The organism is Methanosarcina hadiensis (assembly GCF_046529725.1).
GTDB lineage: Archaea > Halobacteriota > Methanosarcinia > Methanosarcinales > Methanosarcinaceae > Methanosarcina > Methanosarcina hadiensis.
The window spans coordinates 3,205,225-3,229,088 of the sequence record NZ_CP136241.1 but is presented as its reverse complement, the minus strand read 5'-3'; the positions used below and the strand labels follow the sequence as shown (position 1 = coordinate 3,229,088).

The 23,864-nt window shown below is 42.4% G+C and carries 19 protein-coding genes; 8 read left to right on the top strand and 11 right to left on the bottom strand.

Annotation, left to right across the window (positions count from 1 at the left end; genetic code table 11):
- Positions 1–112 precede the first annotated feature (112 nt).
- Entirely contained in the window at positions 113–688 is a 576-nt protein-coding gene (locus RSJ42_RS13875; protein ID WP_410507860.1) for a DapH/DapD/GlmU-related protein, read from the bottom strand.
- Between the two features lie 657 nt (positions 689–1,345).
- Here RSJ42_RS13875 and RSJ42_RS13870 point away from each other — a divergent pair.
- The 3 genes from RSJ42_RS13870 to RSJ42_RS13860 all read left to right on the top strand — a co-directional run bounded on the left by RSJ42_RS13870 (position 1,346) and on the right by RSJ42_RS13860 (position 4,613).
- Positions 1,346–2,680, top strand: coding sequence for an OFA family MFS transporter (locus RSJ42_RS13870; protein ID WP_410507859.1), 1,335 nt, complete (start codon positions 1,346–1,348; stop codon positions 2,678–2,680).
- A 200-nt stretch (positions 2,681–2,880) separates the two neighbouring features.
- Positions 2,881–3,081, top strand: coding sequence for a DUF1059 domain-containing protein (locus tag RSJ42_RS13865; protein ID WP_410507858.1), 201 nt, complete (start codon positions 2,881–2,883; stop codon positions 3,079–3,081).
- A gap of 950 nt (positions 3,082–4,031) precedes the next feature.
- Entirely contained in the window at positions 4,032–4,613 is a 582-nt protein-coding gene (locus RSJ42_RS13860) for an acetate uptake transporter (protein ID WP_410510376.1), read from the top strand.
- Between the two features lie 291 nt (positions 4,614–4,904).
- On the opposite strand, the gene RSJ42_RS13855 is transcribed toward RSJ42_RS13860, so the two are convergent.
- The gene (locus tag RSJ42_RS13855) at positions 4,905–7,736 is read right to left on the bottom strand and encodes a cation-translocating P-type ATPase (protein ID WP_410507857.1); all 2,832 of its coding nucleotides are present in this window, start codon (positions 7,734–7,736) and stop codon (positions 4,905–4,907) included.
- A 732-nt stretch (positions 7,737–8,468) separates the two neighbouring features.
- Between RSJ42_RS13855 and RSJ42_RS13850 the strand changes: the two genes are divergently transcribed.
- Positions 8,469–9,392, top strand: a complete 924-nt coding sequence (locus RSJ42_RS13850) for a UbiA family prenyltransferase (RefSeq protein WP_410507856.1) — start codon at positions 8,469–8,471, stop codon at positions 9,390–9,392.
- Positions 9,393–9,621: 229 nt separating this feature from the next.
- Here the strand turns inward: RSJ42_RS13850 and RSJ42_RS13845 are convergent, their stop codons facing one another.
- The 3 genes from RSJ42_RS13845 to RSJ42_RS13835 form a co-directional block, all read right to left on the bottom strand.
- A complete protein-coding gene (locus RSJ42_RS13845) occupies positions 9,622–10,431 on the bottom strand; it encodes a helix-turn-helix transcriptional regulator (protein ID WP_410507855.1) in 810 nt (269 codons plus the stop codon).
- A gap of 573 nt (positions 10,432–11,004) precedes the next feature.
- On the bottom strand, positions 11,005–12,621 hold the full coding sequence (gene purH / locus RSJ42_RS13840; protein WP_410507854.1) for a bifunctional phosphoribosylaminoimidazolecarboxamide formyltransferase/IMP cyclohydrolase: 1,617 nt from the start codon (positions 12,619–12,621) through the stop codon (positions 11,005–11,007).
- A 44-nt stretch (positions 12,622–12,665) separates the two neighbouring features.
- On the bottom strand, positions 12,666–12,953 hold the full coding sequence (locus RSJ42_RS13835) for a hypothetical protein (protein WP_410507853.1): 288 nt from the start codon (positions 12,951–12,953) through the stop codon (positions 12,666–12,668).
- Positions 12,954–13,010: 57 nt separating this feature from the next.
- On the opposite strand from RSJ42_RS13835, the gene RSJ42_RS13830 reads away from it, so the two are divergent.
- Together RSJ42_RS13830 and nth are read left to right on the top strand one after the other, a co-directional pair.
- On the top strand, positions 13,011–14,360 hold the full coding sequence (locus tag RSJ42_RS13830) for a dihydrolipoyl dehydrogenase family protein (RefSeq protein ID WP_410507852.1): 1,350 nt from the start codon (positions 13,011–13,013) through the stop codon (positions 14,358–14,360).
- A gap of 260 nt (positions 14,361–14,620) precedes the next feature.
- Positions 14,621–15,325, top strand: coding sequence for an endonuclease III (nth, locus tag RSJ42_RS13825; protein WP_410507851.1), 705 nt, complete (start codon positions 14,621–14,623; stop codon positions 15,323–15,325).
- A 146-nt stretch (positions 15,326–15,471) separates the two neighbouring features.
- On the opposite strand, the gene RSJ42_RS13820 is transcribed toward nth, so the two are convergent.
- From RSJ42_RS13820 to RSJ42_RS13805, 4 genes are all read right to left on the bottom strand, one after another.
- A complete protein-coding gene (locus RSJ42_RS13820) occupies positions 15,472–15,774 on the bottom strand; it encodes a PDGLE domain-containing protein (RefSeq protein ID WP_410507850.1) in 303 nt (100 codons plus the stop codon).
- On the bottom strand, positions 15,771–16,439 hold the full coding sequence (gene cbiM, locus RSJ42_RS13815) for a cobalt transporter CbiM (protein ID WP_410507849.1): 669 nt from the start codon (positions 16,437–16,439) through the stop codon (positions 15,771–15,773). Before cbiM ends, RSJ42_RS13820 begins: the two co-directional genes overlap by 4 nt.
- Before the next feature lie 511 nt (positions 16,440–16,950).
- On the bottom strand, positions 16,951–17,757 hold the full coding sequence (gene cbiQ, locus RSJ42_RS13810; protein WP_410507848.1) for a cobalt ECF transporter T component CbiQ: 807 nt from the start codon (positions 17,755–17,757) through the stop codon (positions 16,951–16,953).
- A 51-nt stretch (positions 17,758–17,808) separates the two neighbouring features.
- Positions 17,809–18,792 carry an energy-coupling factor ABC transporter ATP-binding protein gene (locus RSJ42_RS13805; protein ID WP_410507847.1) on the bottom strand — a complete coding sequence of 328 codons (984 nt, stop codon included), beginning with the start codon at positions 18,790–18,792 and terminating at the stop codon, positions 17,809–17,811.
- Positions 18,793–19,106: 314 nt separating this feature from the next.
- On the opposite strand from RSJ42_RS13805, the gene dinB reads away from it, so the two are divergent.
- Complete coding sequence (gene dinB, locus RSJ42_RS13800) at positions 19,107–20,204, top strand: DNA polymerase IV (RefSeq protein ID WP_410507846.1); 1,098 nt, start codon at positions 19,107–19,109, stop codon at positions 20,202–20,204.
- A gap of 524 nt (positions 20,205–20,728) precedes the next feature.
- Complete coding sequence (locus tag RSJ42_RS13795; RefSeq protein WP_410507845.1) at positions 20,729–20,983, top strand: protease inhibitor I42 family protein; 255 nt, start codon at positions 20,729–20,731, stop codon at positions 20,981–20,983.
- A 212-nt stretch (positions 20,984–21,195) separates the two neighbouring features.
- Here RSJ42_RS13795 and RSJ42_RS13790 read toward each other — a convergent pair whose 3' ends face one another.
- Both RSJ42_RS13790 and RSJ42_RS13785 read right to left on the bottom strand, forming a co-directional pair.
- Positions 21,196–23,100, bottom strand: a complete 1,905-nt coding sequence (locus RSJ42_RS13790) for a phosphoadenosine phosphosulfate reductase family protein (protein WP_410507844.1) — start codon at positions 23,098–23,100, stop codon at positions 21,196–21,198.
- 148 nt (positions 23,101–23,248) lie between these two features.
- Positions 23,249–23,842: a UPF0228 family protein gene (locus tag RSJ42_RS13785; RefSeq protein WP_410507843.1), complete on the bottom strand. Its 594-nt coding sequence runs from the start codon at positions 23,840–23,842 to the stop codon at positions 23,249–23,251.
- Positions 23,843–23,864: the final 22 nt, after the last annotated feature.

Genomic DNA, 23,864 nt, shown 5'->3' with positions numbered 1-23,864 from the left:
CTACGCTAATTATGCTGGTGTATCATCCCTATTTCCTGAACTGTAACAACGACCGCGTATAGTAACAACGACCGCGTATAAGGCTTATTGCAGCGCGCGAAAAGGGACGCCTTTACCTGACTCCTATTTTCCTTACTCTGGACTTCAAACGGTAGCTGGCAGCAAATTCTTTATTTACCCTGATCACTTCGTCATTAAAGTATCTGAGATTGTCCGGGGTATATCCAAGTGTATCAGCTTTATACTGTGTATCCACCAGAGTAGCAGGCGGTACAAACTTGCCATCAGCAAGCTCCACACCTATAACCACCGCCCCATGAGCTACAAAGCACTTTTCTCCCAGGGTCGATGCGTGCACCACCGCGTTAAAACCTACAAAACTGTCATTGCCGATCTTCATTGGACCGTGGACTACAGCGCCGTGAGCTATTGAGACACGCTTTCCAAGCTCAATGGAGCTCCCCTCAAGGCCATGAAAAACCACACCGTCCTGGATATTACATTCGTCCCCTATAATGATAGGATAAGCCTCGTCTGCCCTGAGTGAGACTGCAGGCGCAACATATACATTATCACCAATCCTTACGTCCCCTATGAGAATAGCTGAATCATCCACGTAAGCAGTCGCTGATACTGTCGGCATGCGCTCTGTGCTATTCCACGAAGTCTTTGGATTACTCCTCAACATACTAACACCACCCCTTTCTGGTATTTCTGGCACTCTCATCAAAAGAGATCACCATCATACCGATTCCCACAGGAAAAGATTCCTAATAATCGATTGCAAGGGGCGGTAATATTTCTTTTGATACGTTTTATGGTTAATTGCAGAGTTCAGATTCTATTATTAGTCTGTGAAACAATCACTCTCTAATTATAATGAATAATGCTGATAAATCGCCATCAAGTTTAAATACAGGATGAACCGAGTAGAATAATGGGGGATTACTGAAACTAAACTTGCACAGGTCTTTTAATAACTGGAGCAACTATTCGGTCTGTGAGTAAGATAATACCAGTAACCATTTATTTTCAAATAAATCCCATTTACCGGATTTTAATTACTGGCTGTTGATCAGGCTTTTTTTCTTATTGGTTAGTGTTTCACTGCAGATCCCACTATAATGATCTCAGTAAACCGATATTTGCAGGCTGAATATTTGCAAATCAGCTCAATGCAAGACTTACGCATAAGGTCAAAAATAAGCCAGCATAATTTCGGTTTCGATATCTATACAGATAGAAAGTATAACGCCATTATCCTTCGTTTCAACTGCGTAAGTCTTTCGACGTTTATTGCCCGAATTGAAAAGATGAAGTAACTTTCTTTCGAGGTGTTAAACTTATGGCAAACGATGTTAAGATATTAGGCATGCCCGCCGAGTCGGGACGATGGATATTGGTTATTATAGGCACTATTATTGAACTCTGTCTGGGTGCCGTTTATGCTTATAGTATACTCAGTGTACCATTGAGGGAAATTTTCACGAATCCTGTATCAGCCGGAGGCTTCGGTCTGACGGTCAGCGCAATTGAGATGCAGCTGCCTTATATTGTATCCCTGGCCGTGTTTGCGGTGACCATGCCACTTGTTGGCAGGTACATAGAAAGCCTGGGACCCAGAAAGGTGGGAATGATTGGTGGGGTTATCGTAGGGCTGGGCTGGATTCTGGCCTCATTTGCAACCTCGCCGATAACCCTGGCTCTTTTGTACGGGCTCGTTGCAGGCGCAGGCGTTGGCATTGCTTATGGATGCCCGATTACAACCTCTGCAAGGTGGTTCCCGGATAAGCGAGGTCTTGCAGTAGGGCTTACACTGCTGGGATTCGGTTTTTCTGCATTTGTCACAGGGAAAGTAGCGGATATGCTGACCGCAAATTTCGGAATATTCAATACATTTCGTTTCCTGGGGATAGGTTTCCTTGCATTGATTGTAGTTCTCTCAATGTTTCTCGTCTTCCCACCTGCAGGATGGTGTCCGAGAGGCTGGAATCCACCTGCAGCGGTTGCAGGTATTGCGAAAACTGATTTTACAAGAGAAGAGATGATAAAAACCAAGTCATTTTACGGTCTCTGGATTTGCTACACTATAGGTGCTCTTGCCGGGCTCATGGCTATAGGTGTTGCCAAACCCGCAGGTATGGAGATCGCTGGAAATTCAGGAATTGACGAATTGGCTGCAGGTGTGCTGATGACTAACCTTATTCTGCCATTCGCAATCTGTAATGCAGGGGGGAGGCCTCTCTTCGGCACATTGACAGATAAGCTAACTCCGCCAAGAGCCGCCATTCTATCATATGTTCTGATTATAATTGCATCCCTGCTGGTTTACCTGAATCCTACATCCGTCAATATGTACACTATAGCATTCTCACTTCTCTGGCTCTGTCTGGGCGGCTGGCTGGCTATTGCACCCGCAGCTACAGCCAGTTACTTCGGCACCAAGGACTACGCGCGTAATTATGGCTTAATCTTCACAGCTTACGGTGTCGGCGCTATCATAGGAAATTTGATGGCAGGGGCGGCAAAAGATATTCTGGGCAGATACGTTGATGTCTTCCCGTACGTTGCTGTGCTGTCAGCATTTGGAATAGTCCTGGCCTTTGTGCTACTGAAGCCGCCCGCAGCGGCTGCTTCCAAAGCTGTTTCAACGAGTGAGACAAAGAAGCCTTCTGTTTAATTTTTTTATTTTCCTTTTTGCAATTTCAGGTATTACATTAATGAAGGCTTAAAATACGAAAAGCATAAAATGAGATTATAGGTCTATGCTGTATTTGATCCCGGGATTTTTTTCAAGATCAAAAATAGCAAGAGCCATTAATAAAATATTCATTCATCTAAAAATCAATATTTGCTGAATAGATATTTAGGGGGGTATTTATGCCAGATGTCGAATACATGCTATTTTGCTGCAGAGATATAGAACATCAGTGTGGCTTCCGTGTTCAGGCAAAGACAAAAGAGGAGGCCATGGAACATGCAAGAGCCCATATGGCCAATGAGCACGGCATGAAAGAGATTTCCAGGGAAACTGAACGTGAGATAGAAAAAAATATAAAACCTGTGAAGGTCGAGGAGTAAAGCCAAAAAACAATTTTTACATTTTTTTGGCGCCTGCAAGACTACACACTTTTTTATCTGGAACCTTCGAGAATAAATCTCTATCAGGCAGCTACTCAAAGATATCTTCAAGCACTCACGGCCTGACAGACCTTCGGGCTGCGGACTGACCTGGTGAACAGGAGCCTGATAATTATGACTTATCGATGGATAGCCAGCTTTGGCCAGTTCGCTTCCTGAGTTTTTTATCGGGCTGATATATGTCCGTACCTGCAGGACGCCTCTCTGACATTTTCGCGAATTCTTATTCTGAGTTAACTGCTTCTGGACTGTAACCAGCCAGATTGAGCCAGGGAATATGCGGCAACTATGCCTTTACTTTTTCAGCTTCTGGTGTTTCATTGCTATCATAGGATACTTAGTGAAGGCGCGGCAAAAAATTCCCTGGAAGATACATTAATGTTTTCCTGTACGGTAGGCTTTATGATGAATATTACTATGGCTTTTATGCTTCTGAAGCCCCTTTGACAAGCCCTTTCAGAACCTTAACAGCAACCTGAATAAAGATTTCAACTTTACCTTTCTTTCTTTTTTTCATTAATTCTATTGTCAGTTCTATAAGGGTTAACTGATAATGTTTTCCTCATTTCGTTAACCGGCATCATCTTTTTTCTTATTCAATTGAGATTCCTTTTAATGGAAATTCGCGCATAAAATTGAAGGAATTTCAATCTAAAAACGCATTGCCTCGTTTTATTAAACTGAGATCTCAGGGAAATCATCAGTTTTTATTTTCCTTCTGTAACCGTATCGTAAACTCTATAACTATTAACAATGACATATTCCTTCAAGAGGTAAAAGGTAACCTCAAAAACAGCAGATTGTCTTTATGTTTTTTTTAGACGTTCGGGATTTATTCCTGGTCTAACGGAAGGAGGTTGGATTTCGTGAGTCATGAAGTTAGAGATGTTATGAATATTACTGATATAAAACTAAAGGATTTATCCTCGAACCCTGCTCCCCTGGGTTTAATGGGATTCGGAATGACAACTGTGCTTTTGAATATACACAATGCTGGCTTTTATCCGATGGATGCGATGATCCTTTCTATGGGCATCTTCTACGGTGGATTAGGCCAGGTAATTGCCGGAATCATGGAGTGGAAGAAAGGTAATACTTTTGGAACCACGGCCTTTACGTCATATGGGCTTTTCTGGCTCACCCTCGTAGGAATAAACCTGCTTCCCAAATTAGGAGATAATTTCGCAGGTCTAGCTATGTCCAAGCCAGCCTTTGCCGCATATCTCTTTATGTGGGGACTTTTCACCCTGTACATGTTCATAGGTACATTAAAAGCAACGAGAGCACTGCAGGTCGTTTTCCTTGCCCTTACTATTCTCTTCTTCCTGCTTGCCGCGGGGAACTATCTGGGCGATGCGGCAATAATCAAGGTCGCAGGTTATGAGGGGATTTTCACAGGGCTTGCAGCTATTTATACTGCTATGGGCCAGGTTCTGAATGAATCATTTGGGAAAAAGATAATTCCTCTCTGAAAAACGCTTGTAATCGTAAATTCTTATTTTGGGCTTTTCAGCCCTTTTTTTATATTAAAACCTTTTACTCCCATGTCTCAATTTCTCGTTTTTCACTATCTTTACTAGCCGCTCTCTTTTCTATTACTGAGCAGGAAGAAATCCTCGGGTCTTGCCCTCAGGAAACACTTGAAAAAGAGAATGGGGGCATTTGTCCAGAGGGTAAGAAGTACAGGAGGAAAGGCGTGATGAAAAGTTTCTTCATTTTAAATAAAGAAATTTTGAGGGCTTTTTTAGCTATTAAGGTAGCCCTCATGCTACAACATCTTTGTCGCGGGCAGCCCTTAATTTTTTGAATATTTCCATCACAATAATAATTGTGGCAGCAATTAAGAGGAGGCTGAGCCAGCTCTGAAATGTGACCGGGTTCACACCGAGAAGCCCCTGCATAAAAGGTATGTGCATGGCAGTGATATGTAGCCCCTGCATCATAATAACGCCTGCAACCAAGAAATAATTGTTCCTGATAGGCACCCGGAATGCAGAGCGGTATTCGGAGCGGCAGTTAAAGACATGGAAATTTTCAAAGAGAACCATCAGGAGCAGCAGCAGGTTTCTTGCCCAGTTTTCTTCGTACCCTTCTCCGAGTAACCACACCCAGATTGCAAACGCTACTATCGCTATGGTTGTTCCTGAGATCAATGTCTGTTTTATCATCAGTTCATTAAATATCCCTTCTTCGGGTCTTCTTGGCTTCCTTAGCATTGCTCCAGACTCGCCTGCCTCGAAGGCAAGTGCCACACCCTGAATCCCATTAGTAACGAGATTAAGCCAGAGGAGCTGCACTGCAAACAATGGTATCGGCAAGCCCATAAAAAGAGCGAGTATGAAAAGGATAACTTCTGCAAGCCCGGTTGAGATAAGAAGGAGAGTAACCTTCCTGATATTGTCATAAGCAATCCTTCCTTCTTCAACCCCTGCAACAATTGAGGAGAATGTATCGTCAGTTACTATCATCGAAGACGTGTCTTTCGCCACATCGGTACCTGACCCCATAGCCACACCGATATTTGCCCTTCTGAGTGCAGGTGCATCATTAACTCCATCCCCGGTAACAGCAACGAAATGTCCTCTCCTGACAAGAGAATCCACAATCTGCATTTTCTGAACGGGCGTCACCCTCGCGAAAACTCGCATTTTCTCAAGCGTAGACATGAAGACCGGAAGTTCGGGATCTCCAAGATCCTCCATCTCTCTGCCCGTAATCATCTCCTCTCTGGAGTGAGTTATGTCTAGCTCTTTGGCTATCGCAAATGCGGTTTTAGGGTGGTCACCGGTAATCATTATTACATCAATTCCAGCCCTTTTACAGGTACGGACTGCTTCAGTAACATCGGGCCTCAAAGGATCTATGAACGCTGCAATGCCAAGAAACGTAAGCTCTGGCTTTACAGACTTGAGTTCAGGCGCTTCTTCAACCTTTCCTGAGACCTGACCCTCAGCTACAACGAGAGCGCGGTACCCTTTCTCCATCAGGGAGTTCAGTTCCTGGTTAAGAGCATCAGGGTCAATCGGAATCGTGCCTTCCGATGTATTCATTGTTTTACAGTACGGGAGAATAGCTTCCATAGCCCCTTTGACAGCTACCCTGATAGGTCCGCTTTTATTTTCCTGATAATATACGGCTGCGTACATTCTTTCGGATTCGAAAGGGACTTCGGCAATGATTTTCACTTCTTTCCTTGCTTTTTCCAGATTTATCCCTATCTTGGATGCAAGTGTAAGGAACGCTACATCTATAGCATCCCCGTGATGAATCCATATTCCATTTTCCTGAAAGAGAGTTCCTTCATTACAGATCACAGTAGCCAGCGCAAACTCCTGGAGTCTCTTCATATCTTCTGCATCAGGGGAGTTTCCATCTTTCTTCTCTATCCCGCCTTCAGGGATATACCCTTCTCCAGAAGCCTCAAAATACTCTCCGGGAGGTAACAGGATCATTCTTGCTGTCTGCTGGTTAACTGTGAGAGTCCCGGTCTTATCGGTTGCTATTGTGGTGCAGCTTCCCAGGCTTTCGACCGCAGAAAGTTTGCGGACAATTACATTTCTTCTGGCCATTCTGGTGGATGCAATTGAAAGTGCAACCGTAACCCCTACAGGTAGCCCTTCTGGAATAGCTGATACAACGAGTGCCACTGCAAGGAAAAAAACTTCTATAGGAGCAGTCCCCTGATAAAGGGCAACCGCGCTCATCACCGCACTCGCAGCGATCACAGCAATTCCTACTTTCCGGGCGAATTCTTCCATCCGTATAAGGAGAGGAGGTTTTGCTGACACTGTTTCTGTAACTGCGCGTGCAATTTTGCCAACCTCGGTTCGGGTGCCTGTTGCAGTTACAACCCCACAGCCGCGTCCTGTAATTGCAGTACTTCCGGCGTATGCCATATTGTGACGGTCATTTACAGGAATATCTTCTTTAAGTGCTTCCACAGTTTTCTGCACAGCAGCGGATTCACCGGTAAGGAGTGATTCATCAACAGTCAGGTTTGTGGCACGGAGAATGCGAAGGTCGGCAGGGATACGGTTCCCGGATTCTAGCAGGACGATATCACCGGGGACTATCTCTTCAGCCGGAATGACCATCTCGGTCCCTCCTCTTCTGACCCGTGACATAATTTTTAAGATTGTCTGCAGCTGTGATGCACTCTGTTCTGCTTTCCATTCCTGGATGGTGCCGATTACAGCATTGATGATAACTACAAGGAAAATGAACCCTGCATCTGTGAAGTCTTCAAGAAGAGCAGCAATTATTCCTGCTAGAAGAAGGATATAAATTAAAGGGCTTTTAAACTGATTGAGGACTATTTCCAAAAGCCCCGGAGGCTTCCTTGCTGGAAGGGTATTTTCTCCATATTCTTTGAGTCTGACTTCTGCTTCTTCAGGCTCAAGTCCTCTGGGGGAAGTTTCAAGCTCTCTATATATTTCCTCACTTCTCTGAGAATGCCATAGAGTGGCAGTTTTTTTGTAGCCGTCTGAAGTTTTAGGCTCAAGAATCCTTTCCTGCGCAGGGTTATCCGCTTTCTTTCCTTTCAGATCTTGCTGGTCCCTGTCCCCTTCAGAGATATCCGAATCCGATGAAATCACATTTATCGCCCCTCAAAGTCTTTTTTCCCAAAAGTTTGCTTCCGGAAGATCCGTCTTTGGTTTCTGTCCTTAAATTAACCATTGGTTAAGATATTTTTATCAGGAACTATATACTGGGCAGCAGTTTTCACATGTAAAATCCCTTTAACAACATATGTTGCTTATATTATATATCTAATTTTCATATTCTAATCCGGTTTTGTTATATACGCGCTTTTTTCATTTCATTCTCTATTCCGAAACTTTCAATGCTTTTAATACAGCTTTAATGCGCGTTTAACGCTAATAAAATAGTTTGCGAAATTAATTTATATTTATTATTCACACGTTCAGACATAAAGTTTCAAATTTTCGTTTCCCATAAGACATTCTCTTTTATAAACAAAGAGATCAGGATTGCCTGTTCATTTTCCTTCTCCTCATCTGCCCTGCCCTTTTCATTTCTATAACATTTGCCCTGCCCTTTTCACTTCTGTGTCATCTGCCCTGTCCTTTTCCAGGCTCCGGCATTTGATCCAAAGAATGTACGTTAATCATTCATTTTTTGTGATCCTATTCCCTGGCCTTTTTCGAATGCAGCAGGGCGATTCATCTGTATAAATATAATTGCTAACTTATCCTTTTAATTGTTAGTTCAATCGTATACAATTTCACAAGTAATTTATTTGTTATACTTATCTTCCTATATTATATGGAATTAATAATATTTAAAAGTCTACCATTATTAGTTTCATGAGCTCCAATGTATTTTCAGGAAGTTTTGGGTACATTTTCAAGCACGGCAGGACGATACATCTTAATTCTCACGAGAAAAACGCTACTTTAGAACTGCTTAAAAGTTCTATTTTAGTTGCATTTTCTGGAGCACTAAGAATACATCTTGCATTTATATTACTCCACATTCAATCAAGTATACTAACCTGCATTGCAGGTGGTTTAATTATTTATACAGTATACACCCTTGACAGAGCTCTGGGATCCGAAGAAGACTCTGTAAACCGAACTGAACTTAACGGCTCAAATAAAAGAGTTGGACTCATAGTTTCATTACTGGCTTTTTTAATAGGAACTTATATTCTTGCAAAAGAGGGATTGCTTGCACTTGCATTCATACCTTTTATAACTGGCTATCTGTACAGTAAAGGCATTAAAATCGGCAGGCTCGCTTTGAAACTCAAGGGGGGGCTTGGAATAAAAAATATTGTTGTGGGGCTTACATGGGGAATTTTCATTGCAGGACTTGCGGGCAGCGGGTGTGGAGATCTTGTTCCTATTGTTATGGTTTTTATCTTCTTTGGAGTTAAACTCTTTATTAACTCTGCAATCTACGATTTTAAGGATATTAAAGGAGATGCCCTTGCAGGTATCAAGACACTTCCAGTAAGCCTGGGAGCAAAGAAAACCCGTACTCTCCTTACTGCTATGCACATGCTTTCTCACATGGCAATAGGAATTGCACTTATTCATGGAGCCCTTGCTTTTGAACCGCTCATAATTCTCTATAGTTTTATTTGTGGACTAATATGTATTCAAAAATTTACTTACTCTGGAAGTGAGGAATTTATTTCACAAAATATGGAGAGAATCCTTCTCGTTGACGGAGAATCCACATCCATTACAGGATTAAGAATTATTGCAGGCGCATTAGTTGCATAAAGGCTGAATTCTCTGAAAAATTCTTATGAAAAGTTTGCTCCAATCTGCATTGAGAGCCCGAGCTTATAATAAAATCATTAAAATCAGCATTGAAAATTCGTTTAGGGCTGCTTAAATAGACTCAACAGGTAGACTGAAGATCCGTATCTCTTCAGCCATGTCCCTTTTGTTTTCCTGTTTTTTAGCTTCTTAGAATAACTGCAACCCTGGATGAATTTTATCTTCTGGCTTATAGTGTCTTAATTTCAACCGCGTTTTCTTTGTAATACTTAAAAAGGTCTTCTCCCCATTTTATCGAGGACGAGTCAAAACCTACAAGGTCACTCCTTGGATCAAAGGTTCCGTTTTTGAAAAAGAGAGAGAGAGACATGAATCTGTCCGTTACAACAAAAGCTACTTTTGCAGTATCGTAAACATGTAAGCTTGTGTGTTTATACTTAAGAAACTCTTCAATTTCAGCATTATGCTCGCTTTTGATTTTAAAAAAGACATTTGGCGTCATAATTATGGAGATCGGGATATTTTTTTGAGCCATTTCGAGAAACATCGATGGGTAGCTTGGAAGAAAAATGGACGTAAAACCAATGAAGCGGTTAGAGGCAGGAACATTATCCATAAATGTTTTGTGAGAATCATAAATATGTTCATGTTCATCTTTTATAACCCTGCACTCTTTCAGTTCCTGAATTCTGCCTAACAATGTATCCGGGATTGCCGTAATATCATGATCTCTCCAGAAGTCTTCATTCGCTTCTATGGCTGTCAGAGTATCAAGGAAGGGTTTGTAATATATAGCTGAAACTTTTCCCAGGGAAGTCAATTTATACATTCCTTCCTGCCTGACGATCATATTCGCAGTTTCCATTTCTTTCAGGCGAGGTAAAATTTCAGGTGATCTCACATCGAAGTAGTCCTTAATCTCCGAAAGGGTTTTGGGGCTCTCCTGAAGTAAAAATAAGATGTCTTTCCTTTTTTCTGAAAAAGTCAGGATGCTTAAAAGTCCGGTTGATTTCACACTTATCCGCCCATTTTCTCTCATGATGTCTTTGGAGTAGTTTGAAAGTTTTTTTCGAAATTATGTAAGCTCCCCAACTATTATTTGCAGGAGAAGCAATCTAGTTTTTTTAATTTTTCTCATCTTTTATATTGAATTGAGGTTGCAGTTATATCAAGGTGATATAATATTGCTAGAATGGTATACGAATTCAATATATATTATCTTTTTCAAGAGTATATCTAATCTTTAATAATTTTTTCCAATATGCGGGGATTTTGTGTATCTGTCTTTCGAAAATCAAAATTCAAATCTGACAATCATCTGCCGACTTTATAAAAAAAAAGATTATCTTATTGAGATAAATTTATCTCATTGGCACATATCTTCAGGCCACCTATTCGAAATATAAGTCGAAAATCATTCTCAAAAAATTGAGATCTAAAGTCAGCTTTCCGACAAATTCTTAATAAAAGTAGGCGGATAAATATGAATTGAATACTTTGGCAAATTATAAAAGACATATGTTAAACGGGATGTACCCTGCCCCCCGGATGCAGGAGTACTGAAGCTTTATACCGGACTCAGTCCTGTGCTGAGTCCTCTGTGTTTCTATTTTTAATGAAGGAAATGCCGCATGCCTGTAAAGACCATAGCAACTCCGAGTCTGTTTGCAGTAGCAATAACCTCATTGTCTCTGATCGAGCCGCCAGGGGAAACAATATATCGGATGTTACTTTCTGCTGCATGAACCACGCTGTCATCGAATGGGAAGAAAGCATCCGAAGCCATTACACATTCCGACATGATCTTCTGGCAGTATTCTTCAAAAGAGATAGCAGGCTGCTCACGTGCATAGATCACCCTCAGGTTTTCGACTGCCTTTGTGGCTGCCAGTTTGCGGATAGAGTCTACCCTGTTAGGCTGCCCTGCTCCCATACCAAGCACCATAAATTGACCTGGTTTATATTCATGAGCAAGGATTACTGCATTGGATTTCGTGGCTTTGCATGCTTTAAGGCAGAATTCTGAAAGTGCACGCTTTTTCTCAGGGTAAGGAACTTCAGTGACAGACTCCCATTTCTCGTATACTCCTATGTCACGGCTCTGCTTAAGCATGCCTCCGATTACATATTTGTAGGTGTATTCCGTTCCGAAAACATCTCTGAGTTCAGGAAGTTTCAGGAGTCTCAGGTTTTCACTTTTCTTTTTCAGGTACTCCAGGGCATCTGGCTTGAAATCGGGGGCAAGTATAATTTCTACGAATTTCCCATTCAAAAAAGTTGCAGATTCAAGGTCAAATGTCTCGTTTGAACAGATTATGCTTCCGTATGCAGAGATCGGATCTCCGTCCCAGGCTGCCTGCAGTGCTTCCAGAAGGGTTTCTCCGGTAGCAAGTCCGCATGGATTATTATGTTTTACAATTGCCACAGCAGGGGAAGCATTGCCCAGTTCTTTGACTGTCTGGAGAGCATTATCCGCATCCACATAGTTGTTATAAGAAAGTTCTTTCCCGTGGAGCTGGGTAACTTTTGCCAGACTTGGACCTTTTATTGCAGGGTCTTTATAAAAATAGGCTTTCTGATGCCAGTTTTCTCCATAGCGGAGTTTTGTACCATCAGTAAATTTCAGCCGGAGCATTTCTTCATTGAGCAGGGTCTTGCTAAGATAATTGTCAATAGCTGCATCATAGTCTGCTGTGTGCCTGAAAGCTTTAACCGCAAGTTCAGCACGGGTTTTTTCCGATATTATTCCGCTTGAGCGCAGTTCCTTAAGGACATGCCCGTAATCTGAGGGGTCAGATAATACCGTTACTGAGCGATAGTTCTTGGCTGCAGAGCGGAGAAGAGTAGGCCCTCCAATATCTATGTTTTCAATGGCTTCTTCAAGCTCCACATTGGCTCTGGCAACAGTTACTTCAAAGGGATACAGGTTCACAGCTATCAGATCAATAAGGGAAATGTCTTCTTTTGCAGCTTCCTCCATCTGTTCTTTGCTGTCACGGAGACACAAAAGCCCTCCGTGAATCCTCGGGTGGAGGGTTTTGACTCTTCCTCCCATCATCTCCGGATAACCCGTGATTTCCGAAACATCAGTAACCTCAATACCTGCATCGCGAAGTATTTTTGCTGTCCCGCCTGTTGAGATAATCTTCACGCCAAGTGCTTCGAGCCCACGCGCAAATTCCACAATTCCTGTCTTGTCTGAGACGCTGAGCAATGCCCTTTTTACCAAAAAATCACCAATATACTTGGTTTAAAAATTATTAGCTATAAAACTTATGGTTTACACTTTATTTTATTGGAAAGAGGTTTTTCACTGAAAAAAATCAGGGTTAACCTCCTTAAATGTAACGTTCTGTTAACATCCAGATATAAACCTTCAAACATGTAGTTCTTTAACCTTTTGGTATTTTTAAAGTCATTTTTCAAGTTTATTTCATTTTCAGCCGCTAAGAAATAATGTTCAGGTTGGATACTTATTCTCTGGAAATAAAAAGGATAAAAGGTATGGGAATGGGGTTTTAAGTAATCTTTCTTAAACCTGCTCCTGATTTTCAGCTTCATTTTTAGTTTTCGTTTTAAACCTATTTTTCAGGAAAGAGATAACAGGTCGGGGAATTGATGGAAAAGGAATACGATATTATTATTGTCGGGACCGGTACTGCAGGCCGGACCATGGCAGGCAGGGCAGAGTCCTCTGGACTGAAATTTGCCATTATTGATTCAAGGGAATATGGGGGGACCTGCCCCTTGAGAGGGTGTGATCCCAAAAAAGTCCTCTCAAGTGCATCGGAAGCCGTAGACTGGAACAACAGGCTTGCAGGCAAAGGTGCAGGAGCAGAAAAACCCATAAAAATTGACTGGCGTTCGCTTATCAGGTTCAAAAGGACGTTCACCGAAGGCTATCCTAATGAAGTTGAGAAAATGTTCGCAAATATGGGGATTGATATGTATCACGGGAGAGCTCAGTTTGAGAACGGGAATACCGTGCTTGTGGGAAAAGACAGGCTTAAAGGAAAGTATATTTTCCTTGCAACAGGATCAAAGCCCAGGGAACTGAAGATTCCTGGTGAGGAATATGTAATAACCAGTGAAGAATTCATGGAAACCGAGGAGCTTCCAGAAAGGATTATTTTCATAGGAGGCGGGTATGTCTCTTTTGAGTTTGCGCACATTGCCAGGCGAACCGGGGCTGAAGTTTCTATTCTGCACAGGAGTGAAAAACCTCTTGGAACTTTTGATTCCGATATCGTTGACATGCTTGTCAGGGCTTCCGAGGCTGCCGGTATAAAAATTCTTACAAACAGGCCGGTAGTAGCCGTTGAAAAAGGAAACGAGGAATTTCTTGTTAGGGCCGGGTATAAAACTGAAACAGGACCAGAAACTCAGGTCTTCAAAGCGGATATGGTAGTAAACGGAGCAGGCAGGGTCCCTGATATTGAAGACCTGCGGCTGGAGAATGCAGGAGTTAAAGCCGGGAAAAAAGGGATTGTAGTTGATAAGCACATGCGCACATCAAACCCTAACGTTTACGCCGGGGGAGACTGCACTGCCGAAGGAATACAGCTTACCCCGGTAGCAACCCTCCAGGGAGAGGTTGCAGCATCTAATATTATTGATGGAAATGAGGTTGAAGCCAGTTATACAGGCATTCCTAGTGCAGTTTTTACCATTCCTGTTCTTGCTTCCGTTGGAAGCTCGGAAACAAAAGATAATAAATATAAAGTCGTTTTTCGTGACCGCAGTAAATGGAGCACAACCCGAAGATCAGGGCTGGAGTTTGCAGCTTCAAAGGTAATTCTCGACGAAGAAAAGGACCGCATAGTGGGAGCCCATATTCTGGGTCCCAATGCCGAAGAGGCGATCAATGTTTTTGCTATGGCAATGAGACTGGGGCTCAGGGCATCGGATCTAAAGAAAATGATTTTTACTTATCCGACAACATGTTCAGATATTCGTTATATGTTTTGAAATCCGGCTGCTTTACACAGATTATCTCAATTATCGTCCTTCCTTAAAAAGACAAAAAATAAGCTATTAAAAGATAATCTATTAAAAATAAGCTATTAAAAAATAAGCTGTTTAAAAATAAGCTGTTTAAAAATAAGCTGTTTAAAAATAAGCTGTTTAAAAATAAGCTATTAAAAAATAAGCTATTATATCTATGCGTTTAAGAGACCTGTTCTTATGACTGAGATTTCGGAGATAAACATGGTACCGGAGTTCTTTTAATGCCTGAAAAAAAACCCAGGAAATTGACTTCCAATGAACCCGTGCAGGAATATGATATTCCTGATAACAGGCATAACTTTGACCGTATCTGGGCTCTTTTGCAAAAAGAGTATCCCGATGCAAAACCTTCTTTAAACTACAGCAACCCTCTGGAACTTCTTGTGGCGACCGTCCTTTCTGCCCAATCAACGGATGTCCAGATTAATAAAGTGACCGAAAATCTTTTCAAAAAATATAAAAGTGCATGGGATTACGCAAACGCAGATCTTAGAGAACTGGAAATAGACATTTATTCTTCGGGCTTTTACAAAAGTAAAGCAAAAAATATCAAAGCTGCTGCGCAGATGATCATCGAGCGCTATGGTGGAGAAGTCCCCCGCACTATGGAAGAACTGGTAACTCTTCCCGGAGTGGGGAGGAAGACCGCTAACATAGTGCTTGCCAGGGCTTTTGGAGTAATAGAGGGAATTGCTGTGGATACCCATGTGAAAAGGGTTTCCGGAAGGCTGGGGCTTACAAAGAATTCCGACCCTGCGAGAATTGAACAGGATCTTATATCCCTTGCCCGGAAAGAGGACCTTGATTCGTTTTCCATGACTCTGATTTATCACGGGAGAAAAGTTTGCCAGGCAAGAAAACCAAGATGCCAGGTTTGTGTTGTTAAAGAACTGTGCCCCTCCAGCATTATCTTTATTGGCGAGTAAACTGGAAAGTTTTCAGGGAAAAAATAGTGATCAAAGAGCTCTGAATTGAGCCCTGATGAAACGTTTAATTACTAAAATTATAGGGTTAGCCTTCTCTCAAGTCTTCCGGGAGAGATGCTTCAAAAAGGAAAAAAGCGGTCCTTTTTTCAGGCTTTTTTATTGAATACTTTACCCAGGCCGAAACTGATTGCCAGTACAGCTATGGTTCCTATGGCAATCGCCATAACTTCTCCGCTCTTTCCCATGCCTTCAATCGCATAGTCAGGCATCGGAGAACTTACTGCGGGCTCCTGCCCTTCCAGTTCAGATAGTTTTGATTCCTCTATCACGCCTGAAGCCGCACTTTCCAGCCCGTCAGGGTCCGGGGAAGCGAGGAAAGGGGCAAGTACCGAGATTAAGAGCGCAATTGCAATTCCTGCATACAGAAATTTCATATTTTTCCCGCTCAAACAATTGCCTCCATTTCAGCTCTCTCTTTTCTTGCTCTCGAGCTAGTTTCTTCCAGAAGGTCCGGGCGAGATTTTGCAATAGCTGATATCGCTATTGAGGTAATAAGTCCTTCTCCTATAAATCCGATTATAAGGTGGAAGGTTCCCATTGCTATAAGCCCCGGAACCAGAGGGAAAGTGCCTGCAATCCACATCTGAACTGCACAGACGATTGCCGAACTGAAAAGTCCTAGCCATGCGCCCCCAAAGGCTGCGATACTTGTGCTCAGACTCCTGCGGAGGATAGCATATGTATAATATCCGACAAAACCGGAAACAACTCCCATGTTCAGGATATTTGCGCCCATTGTCGTTATTCCACCATCAGCAAAGGCAAAACCCTGCACGAGCAGTACAAGAGTAAGTACGAGGACACCAGCCCATGGGCTTCCAAGAACAATTGCTACAAGGGCTGCGCCTACCATATGTCCGCTTGTTCCCATGCCTATGGGTATATTCATAGCCTGGATAGCGAATATCCCTGCTGCAAGAACAGCAAGGATTGGTACTTTCATCTCATCGAGTTCTTTTCTTGCCCATCTCATTGACATTATAATGAAAGGCAGCGCAATAATCCAGTAAATTACTGCCTGGTCAAGCGGTATGAACGAATCAGGTATATGCATTCATTTTTCCTCTTTTTACCCCATTTCTTATTTTTCAGTTTTAAACAGGAATTCCGCTCGGGTACGGAAAAGACATTCCTGAAGAAGATGAGTTTATTCCAGAATCGGACATTTCCGATTATTTCTCAGAAGCTAACCCGACTTCCTTGAATATCAGATAACGTCCTCGACGAATATTTTCGACGAGTTTTCTTTGATAATAGCTGATTGTCCAGTATTACATATATACGTTTTGATATTACTTTTTTCGATAAATCTCCTGTTTAGTCAAATTCGTTATTTCTGTATTTATATATACATCAAATTGCTTATCCATCCATTTTCACTTGTACTGAACTGAGTATGCAGGTGCAGGCCGTTGGTGTTAAAGTTTACAATTAATAATCTGAATTGTAAAATAAGGTTTCAATAAAAAGGTAGTTTTATATAAAAGACAGTTTTGCAGAAATAGAGTTCAGGGCTTTCAGATAAAAGACTTCAGGAGATGTGATTTTTTTGATAAAATACATTTTCACATTAAATAATGGATATAAACTATACCTCCTACACTGAAAATTAAAAAGAAAATATCCCATGCTTTGATTTTCCCAGTATAATACGCCTTATGATGCCCGCTTCCGTATCCTCTGCAGAGCATGCTTATATAGGTTTTTTCTCCCTGCTCATAAGAACGTACGAAGATCGAACTGATACTGTTCCCTACCTGATTTATAATCCACTTTCTGGGCACATCCTTATTCCATATATCAAAAAGCCTTGTCTGCTGTGCAATCCTTATTCTTTTCAGGACGGCCCAGAAGAGGAAGAGATATCGGATCATCATGCTGAGCAGCAGGGTAAATTCCCTGGGAAAACCTATCCTGTCTGCTGCTGAGACCATATCCCTCATCCTTGTTGTAGAAGAAAGCAGTATTACTGCCGTTACACAGACAACAAATTTCATCAGGAGAGAACTCCCGAAAGCCAGCCCTTCATAGGTTATGGTCAGCCCTAAAGGCAGGTCAAGAGGATACGGAGTATAAGTCTCCACAAAAGATGGTCTCAAAAAAGGCTGGACCAGAGCAATTCCAATCCCTAAAGGTAGAATCGCAAGGATACGCAGGAGAAAATACCTTATGTCAAGCCCGGCAACAAATACAAGCAGCAGAAGATATATCTCGACAGCAAGAAGGCGGTTTATATTTTCTTCATGGATTCGGGGCAGGCTGACCGTATAAATGATCACGGCAAGCGCAAAGAGCAGTTTTACTCTTGGATCGAGCCTGTGTATAGGGCTATTTTTATATGATTCGCGCTCGATATCGGTAAGTGTCACCATCAGGATTCTCCTCAAATGCCCCGTAAAGGTTCTTCAGGTTCCATTTTGTTTTTATTTTATCCCCGCTTTTTGATGTGCGGAGCTTATAACCCTGAGTATTTCATCTCTGGCTGCTTCGGCTGTTATCTGTATATCTACCTCAACGCCCTCCTGCTGAAGCATCTCGAAAATTTCTGCAACCCTGGGAAGCCTCAGATGGGCTTTCCTGAGTAATTTCGGGTCATTGAATATCTCTTCAGGGGTTCCGTCAGCCTCGAGTTTACCGTGGTGGAGCACGAAAACTCTTTCCGCAAAATAGGGTACAACATCCACATCATGGGTTGAAAGCAGGAGAGTTATCCCCAGCTCCCTGTTCATTTTTGTAAGTAACTCCAGGATCCGGGCTGAGCTTAATGGATCAAGCCCTGCTGTGGGTTCGTCAAGCACGATAACCTCCGGGCGCATTGCAAGGATTCCTGCAATTGCCACAAGCTTTTTCTGTCCCCCGCTCAGATGGTGAGGTGCCCTTTCTTCAAAACCCTTAAGCCCTACCATTTCCAGGGATTCTTTGACCCTGATTTCGACTTCCTGTCTGGATAACCCCATATTGATTGGCCCGAAAGCGACGTCTTCTTCAACGCTTGGAGCAAGCACCTGGTCATCAGGGTCCTGAAAAACTATTCCTACGGTTCCCCTGCACACACGGATGTTCTTTTTTGTAATTTTTTCTCCTTTTACCAGGACTTCTCCGGAAAGAGGGCGCAGAATCCCGTTAAGATGTTTGAAAAGTGTAGACTTTCCTGCCCCGTTAGCCCCGAGCACTGCAACTCTTTCTCCCCTGTATACTTTGAGGTTTATCCTGTCAAGAGCATTTGCCTCCAGGTGAGGATATCTGTGGCAGAGATCTTTTACTTCAATAACAGGGGTGCCGTTTCTTTCTTCGGGACTACCTGCCTTTTCCGGACCTTTCCCGGTTTCAGGGCTTTTTTTGCCCTCAGCCTGCTCCGGAAGATCTGCTCCTTTTCCGAGATTCTTTGGGGGATTTGACTTGCTCATGTCTGAAAACGTCCTCTAATGAAACCAAACTTACCTTTTTATATACCTTTTTTAAAAATAGTGTTACAGCAAATGAAGTTATCTTTTTTATGTGTTATGGTTTGTACTTGCCTTTTTGCAGCGCTTTCATTACTTCTTTCATTACTTATTTTTGTTTTTAGCTCTGTTTGTCCTTAGTTCAATTCTGTTTAAGGTCAGTGCCTTAAGTCACCGTTTTGCTTTTAAGTTTTTCCTTTCTTTCTCCATACCTCCACCTTCAAGACAAATGCACTCGAGAGATAATTATACAAATCTTCCATGCATCTCTTCCTTTAATGCAGCGTGTCGTTCTTCACGTAGATATGGACTATTTTTATGCAGCAGTCGAGGAAAGAGAAAATCCCGAACTCCGGGGAAAAGCAATCGTAGTATGCATGCTTTCAGGAAGAAGCGGACTGAGTGGAGCTGTCAGCACATGCAATTACGCTGCCCGAGAATTCGGGATCAGGGCAGGAATGCCCTGCACAAGAGCTAAGAAACTCAATCCTGAAGCTGTCTTCCTGCCTGTCAGGAAGGAATTTTACACTTCGGTTTCGGACCGGATTATGGAAATCCTCCGCAGTTATACAGACCCGGGGATAAACGGAGATTCTTTTGAACAGATAAGCATAGATGAGGCATTTCTTGAGATTTCCGAAAGGACAGGCGGAGACTTTAACTTTGCTTTTGATCTCGGGATGCAGATTAAAAGAGAAATTAAAGAAAAGGAGAATCTTACCTGTTCTATAGGAATAGGGCCTAATAAATTAATTGCCAAAATGGCTTCCTCTACAAAAAAACCTGATGGAATAACCATTGTAAGCCCGCAGGAGCTGGAAGCTTTCCTATCGCCGCTTAAAGTGTCCAGACTGTGGGGTGTCGGGGACGTAACCGCAAAAAAACTGCAGGAAATGGGCATAATTACAGTGAAAGATCTTGCCGAGCACGCTATTATTGATCTTATTTCTACCTTCGGTAAGTTAAGAGGCACATGGCTTAAACAGGCTGCTGCAGGGATTGACGGCTCCCCTCTTAAAGAAAAAGACGGCTCTGAGCAGATCGGAAGAATTGCAACTCTTCCTGAAGATACTCTGGATAAAGAACTCATTTCTTCAGTGCTTGAAAGGCTCGCAGGGGATGTTATCGATAAACTGGATTCAAGGGAACTCTCCTTCAGGATTGTAACCATCACGGTCATAAATTCAAATTTTAAAATGTATACCAAAAGTCGCACACTCAATCATCCTGTCTCTTCAAAAGAAGTCCTTCTTCAGGTATCAGGGGAAATTCTTGGTGAGTTCCTCTCAGAAAACAGGACTGAGTTCAGGCGTGTCGGAATCAGGGTAGGGGGACTCCAGAAGAAAAAAGGGCAGAAAAGCCTTTTTGATTACTGAGTGCAGCACTTAAGTTTGAGAATTATGTTTACCTTATTAGTACCTGTTCAGGAAGTTATCTTTGCCATTTCTAATCTTATACGACTTTGATCTTACATGACATTGATCTTATGCAGCTTTGATCTTATACGACTTTGGTCATACAAGACTCTGATCTTACACAACTCTGTTTTTAGCATGATTTAATTTATGGCTTGTATAAAAACGACGTCTACTTTAATTGAAATTAATTTAATGAAATTATTTTACTGATTATTCTTGTTTTTCGTTAACCTGCGAGAGATTTTTTTCATAAAATTTATCATACAAGAAATGTAATAATAAAAAGGCTAGTATCTCGAAATTGATTCCGGAACCTGAATTTCTATCCCCATTTTGAGCCAGGCTATTTTTTTATGTAGGTAATCTCTGCATGCGGGTTTCTCCAAAACGACACTTTATTAGAAATTCGCTATAAATGGCGAAAAAAATTATAAAGTGGGTAAGGAAGGACGGCTGCATAAGGACGGTTAGGAGAGGGACACGTGATTAAAAAACCGTTTACAATCCAGTTTCCAGAAAATCCGGTCAGCGGATTCAGCTGGAATATAGCAACCAGTAACGGGCTGCAGATAATGAGAGAAAGATTCATTCCCGAAGATGAGGAAAAAACGGGCAGTGGAGGATACCGGGTGTGGGACATTCAGGTAACCTGCCAGGGCAGTCAAAAGATTACAGGCACATACCGGAGGGGGAACCAGATCGCAAGTTGTTTTGAAATAAATATTGATGCCGAATAATTTTTACATTTTACAACCGAAGCCCTGGAAAGGTCGCCTTCTCTGGTAAATATCCAATCCGCCCTTCCTTCCCGGGGTTCACCCTTCTTTTTTTCTGCTCATTAATCCAGTATCTGGCTTTTATTCAATTCTATCTAATCCCTATGTTTTATTCCTATCTTCAGTCCATCTAATCCCTGTATTTTTTCCTATCATCGATTTTCAATATCGGTTCATATAAATTTCACAAGTGGGCAGACTTCTATACAGGCTCTGCAATGAGTACAGCTGTCCTTTATACAGGCTCTTTTCTCTTTCATTTCAATTGCGCCGTGCTCGCAGTGCCCTACACAGATTCCACATCCCTGGCAGAGAACAGCTCTCCTTACCGAGAACTCAACATTTTGCATGAGTTTCTTCAGTGTTTTTTCGTTTTCACTCCGTCCGTTGACGTTTCCTGATGCAAAAACCTGAGCTCTTGATTCTCCCATAGCAATAGAGGCAGCTCCTTCTATGAAGGAAACCTTACCTGCCGGCTTAAGCATCCCGCTTTCCTCAAGAGTTTCCATATCTATTGCCTGCCCGAAGCTTCCGTCCGCAGAAATTCCTCCTGCTTTGCAGGGCCTGTATCCTGTGGCAACCTCAAAGTTGAGTTCTTTAGGAGCTTCCTGGGATGGGAGCAGGGAAATTCCCTTTCTGCCTGCAAGTTCCTGCAGTACTTTTGGATAGCGTTTGAAGCGCCACAAGCCGTACTTCACCCACTCAGGGGAAAGCCCCATTTTTTCTGCGTAAACCTGAAGATGAGAGTTGAGCTTCTTCGCAAGTTCAGGGTGGCTTTCCTCAAGCTGGAAGAAATCTGATAGAGAAGAGGAGGGGCAGAGCCAGCACCCCATTCTATCATATCCTTTTTCATAAGCCGGATTATAAGGAGCCTCTGTCCTGAACAGGTAGAGCCAGACATGCAGCGCCGTCCACTCCTGTATAGGAGATGCACCTACCTGGTTTCCTACCCAGGGGTTTTTCCAGACCCTTTTGCTGATAGAACGGGCATGGGACTCGTACTGGCGCTGCCCTATAAAGCTCAGACAGCCTCCATCATAGTTTTCGTCAATCAGCCTTGTAATGGGTCCGAGTTTGCAGATCTTGCAGCACCAGCGCGTGTCCATTGTCGGAGGGCCGAAAACTCCTATGGACTCCCAGAAAGAATCTCCTGCACTCGCTGTCCTGAGAGGCTTTCCGTAATATTCTGCAACCTCTTCAACGTTTTCAAGGGTTTCGGGAAACTCAAGTCCTGTATCTGCAAACATGAGTTCGTAATCCTCAAGGGTTTCGTCCACAAGCTGAAGGACTGCAAGGCTGTCCTTTCCCCCTGAATAAGATACGCTGACCTTCAGGTCCATATTTCCTGAAACGTCCCTTATGAAGGCGTGAGCTTCCTCTATCATGCGGTCGAGGATTTTTTCATTGGCTTTTACGGCGTCGTCCCAGCTTTTTCCTGACTCGAGGATTTTTGCAGCCTTCGGCTCCGAACTCCAGCGCGGTTTTACCGCATTTCCGCGCTTTTCCTCTATCATTTCTTTTCCTGCCATCCGTGCGCGCCCGCAACAGACTACTTCCCCGGCAGGGTTCAGGACGATGACTTCGTTCTCTCTTTTAATTTCAGGGTCTACGTCAAGGACTCCGGGAGCCAGGATACTTGCCCCTTTTTTCAGGATAAAAGGCAAGATTTCTTCTTCAATTACTACCCATTTTTTCAGGTCTTTTCTATCCCTGCCCTGGAAAAGCCGCCTTGCCCCCTCGAGGCGGGGGAGAAGGACCCATTCACAGCTCTCTATTTCGAACCTTATAGATGCAATAACTTCCCCGTCAACTATTATTTCATCCATCCGGTCTTCATAAGGGGCTTTGTTAAGCACCACAAGGTGCCCTTCGGGGATAAGGGGTGCATTGAACTGTTTTTCCGAAACGGAATTTATGCGTTTTATATCGTAATCAAAAGCCGGACGAATATCGCCGGGAGGAGTGACCTCAACTTTTTTTGTTCTATTGCCGCAACCACACTGTTTTCCGAGCACAGGCACATTGCAGGCCTCGCACCAGTGCAGGAGCATTTTGCCAAGGTATGCTGGTCTGGACATATCACGCAGATGGAGCGAGGTTCACCTTTAAAAGGCTTTGGCTTTTCCTCAGAGCCTTCTTATCTAAACTCTCAAATGGTTCCATATAGTACAATAAGTAACAGACCCAACAAGCAAGGATCATCAATTACCAAATAATGTGAAATGTTCATTCTTCAATAGATTCAAAGTAAACAGTGAAGACGTTTTCATTCATTTCAAGCTCACTTTTTAAATTATTCGCATGTTTCTCTGAAATCCCACTCAAGGAGTGCTCACTGAAGTGGATATGGCAATAGACGAACTTCTTCACCTGAAGATTGTATTTTTCCAGTATAGAAAGAAAGTTTTTATCGTTAATAGCTTGTTCAGATATTGTAATTATGTAATAATTTCCTTTTGTTATTATGTAATAATTTCCTTTTTCAATAGCCGGAGTAGATTCAGTCCAATTTTCATTTCTCAATTCATCTCTTACATCCATTATTTTGTCTTTATCTATTATTATGTAGTAGTTATCCGGCATATCATAAACATTGTAATCTATCTTATACCTGGTCAAGTTGTAGTTTCCAAAAATATCTTTTGCTTCCTGCTCACTAACCCCATCTCTAAACTGAATGATTAAGCCAGCTACTTTTCTCTCTTCTGATTCAGGAGTTATTGTTGGAGTAAAAATTGTCATCTTTGCAAATAATACAATAAGTACTACGAAACTCAGAAAAATGATAAAGAAGACGATTTTTTTATTTTCTCTACTCATATTAACCACTCAAAACATGGAG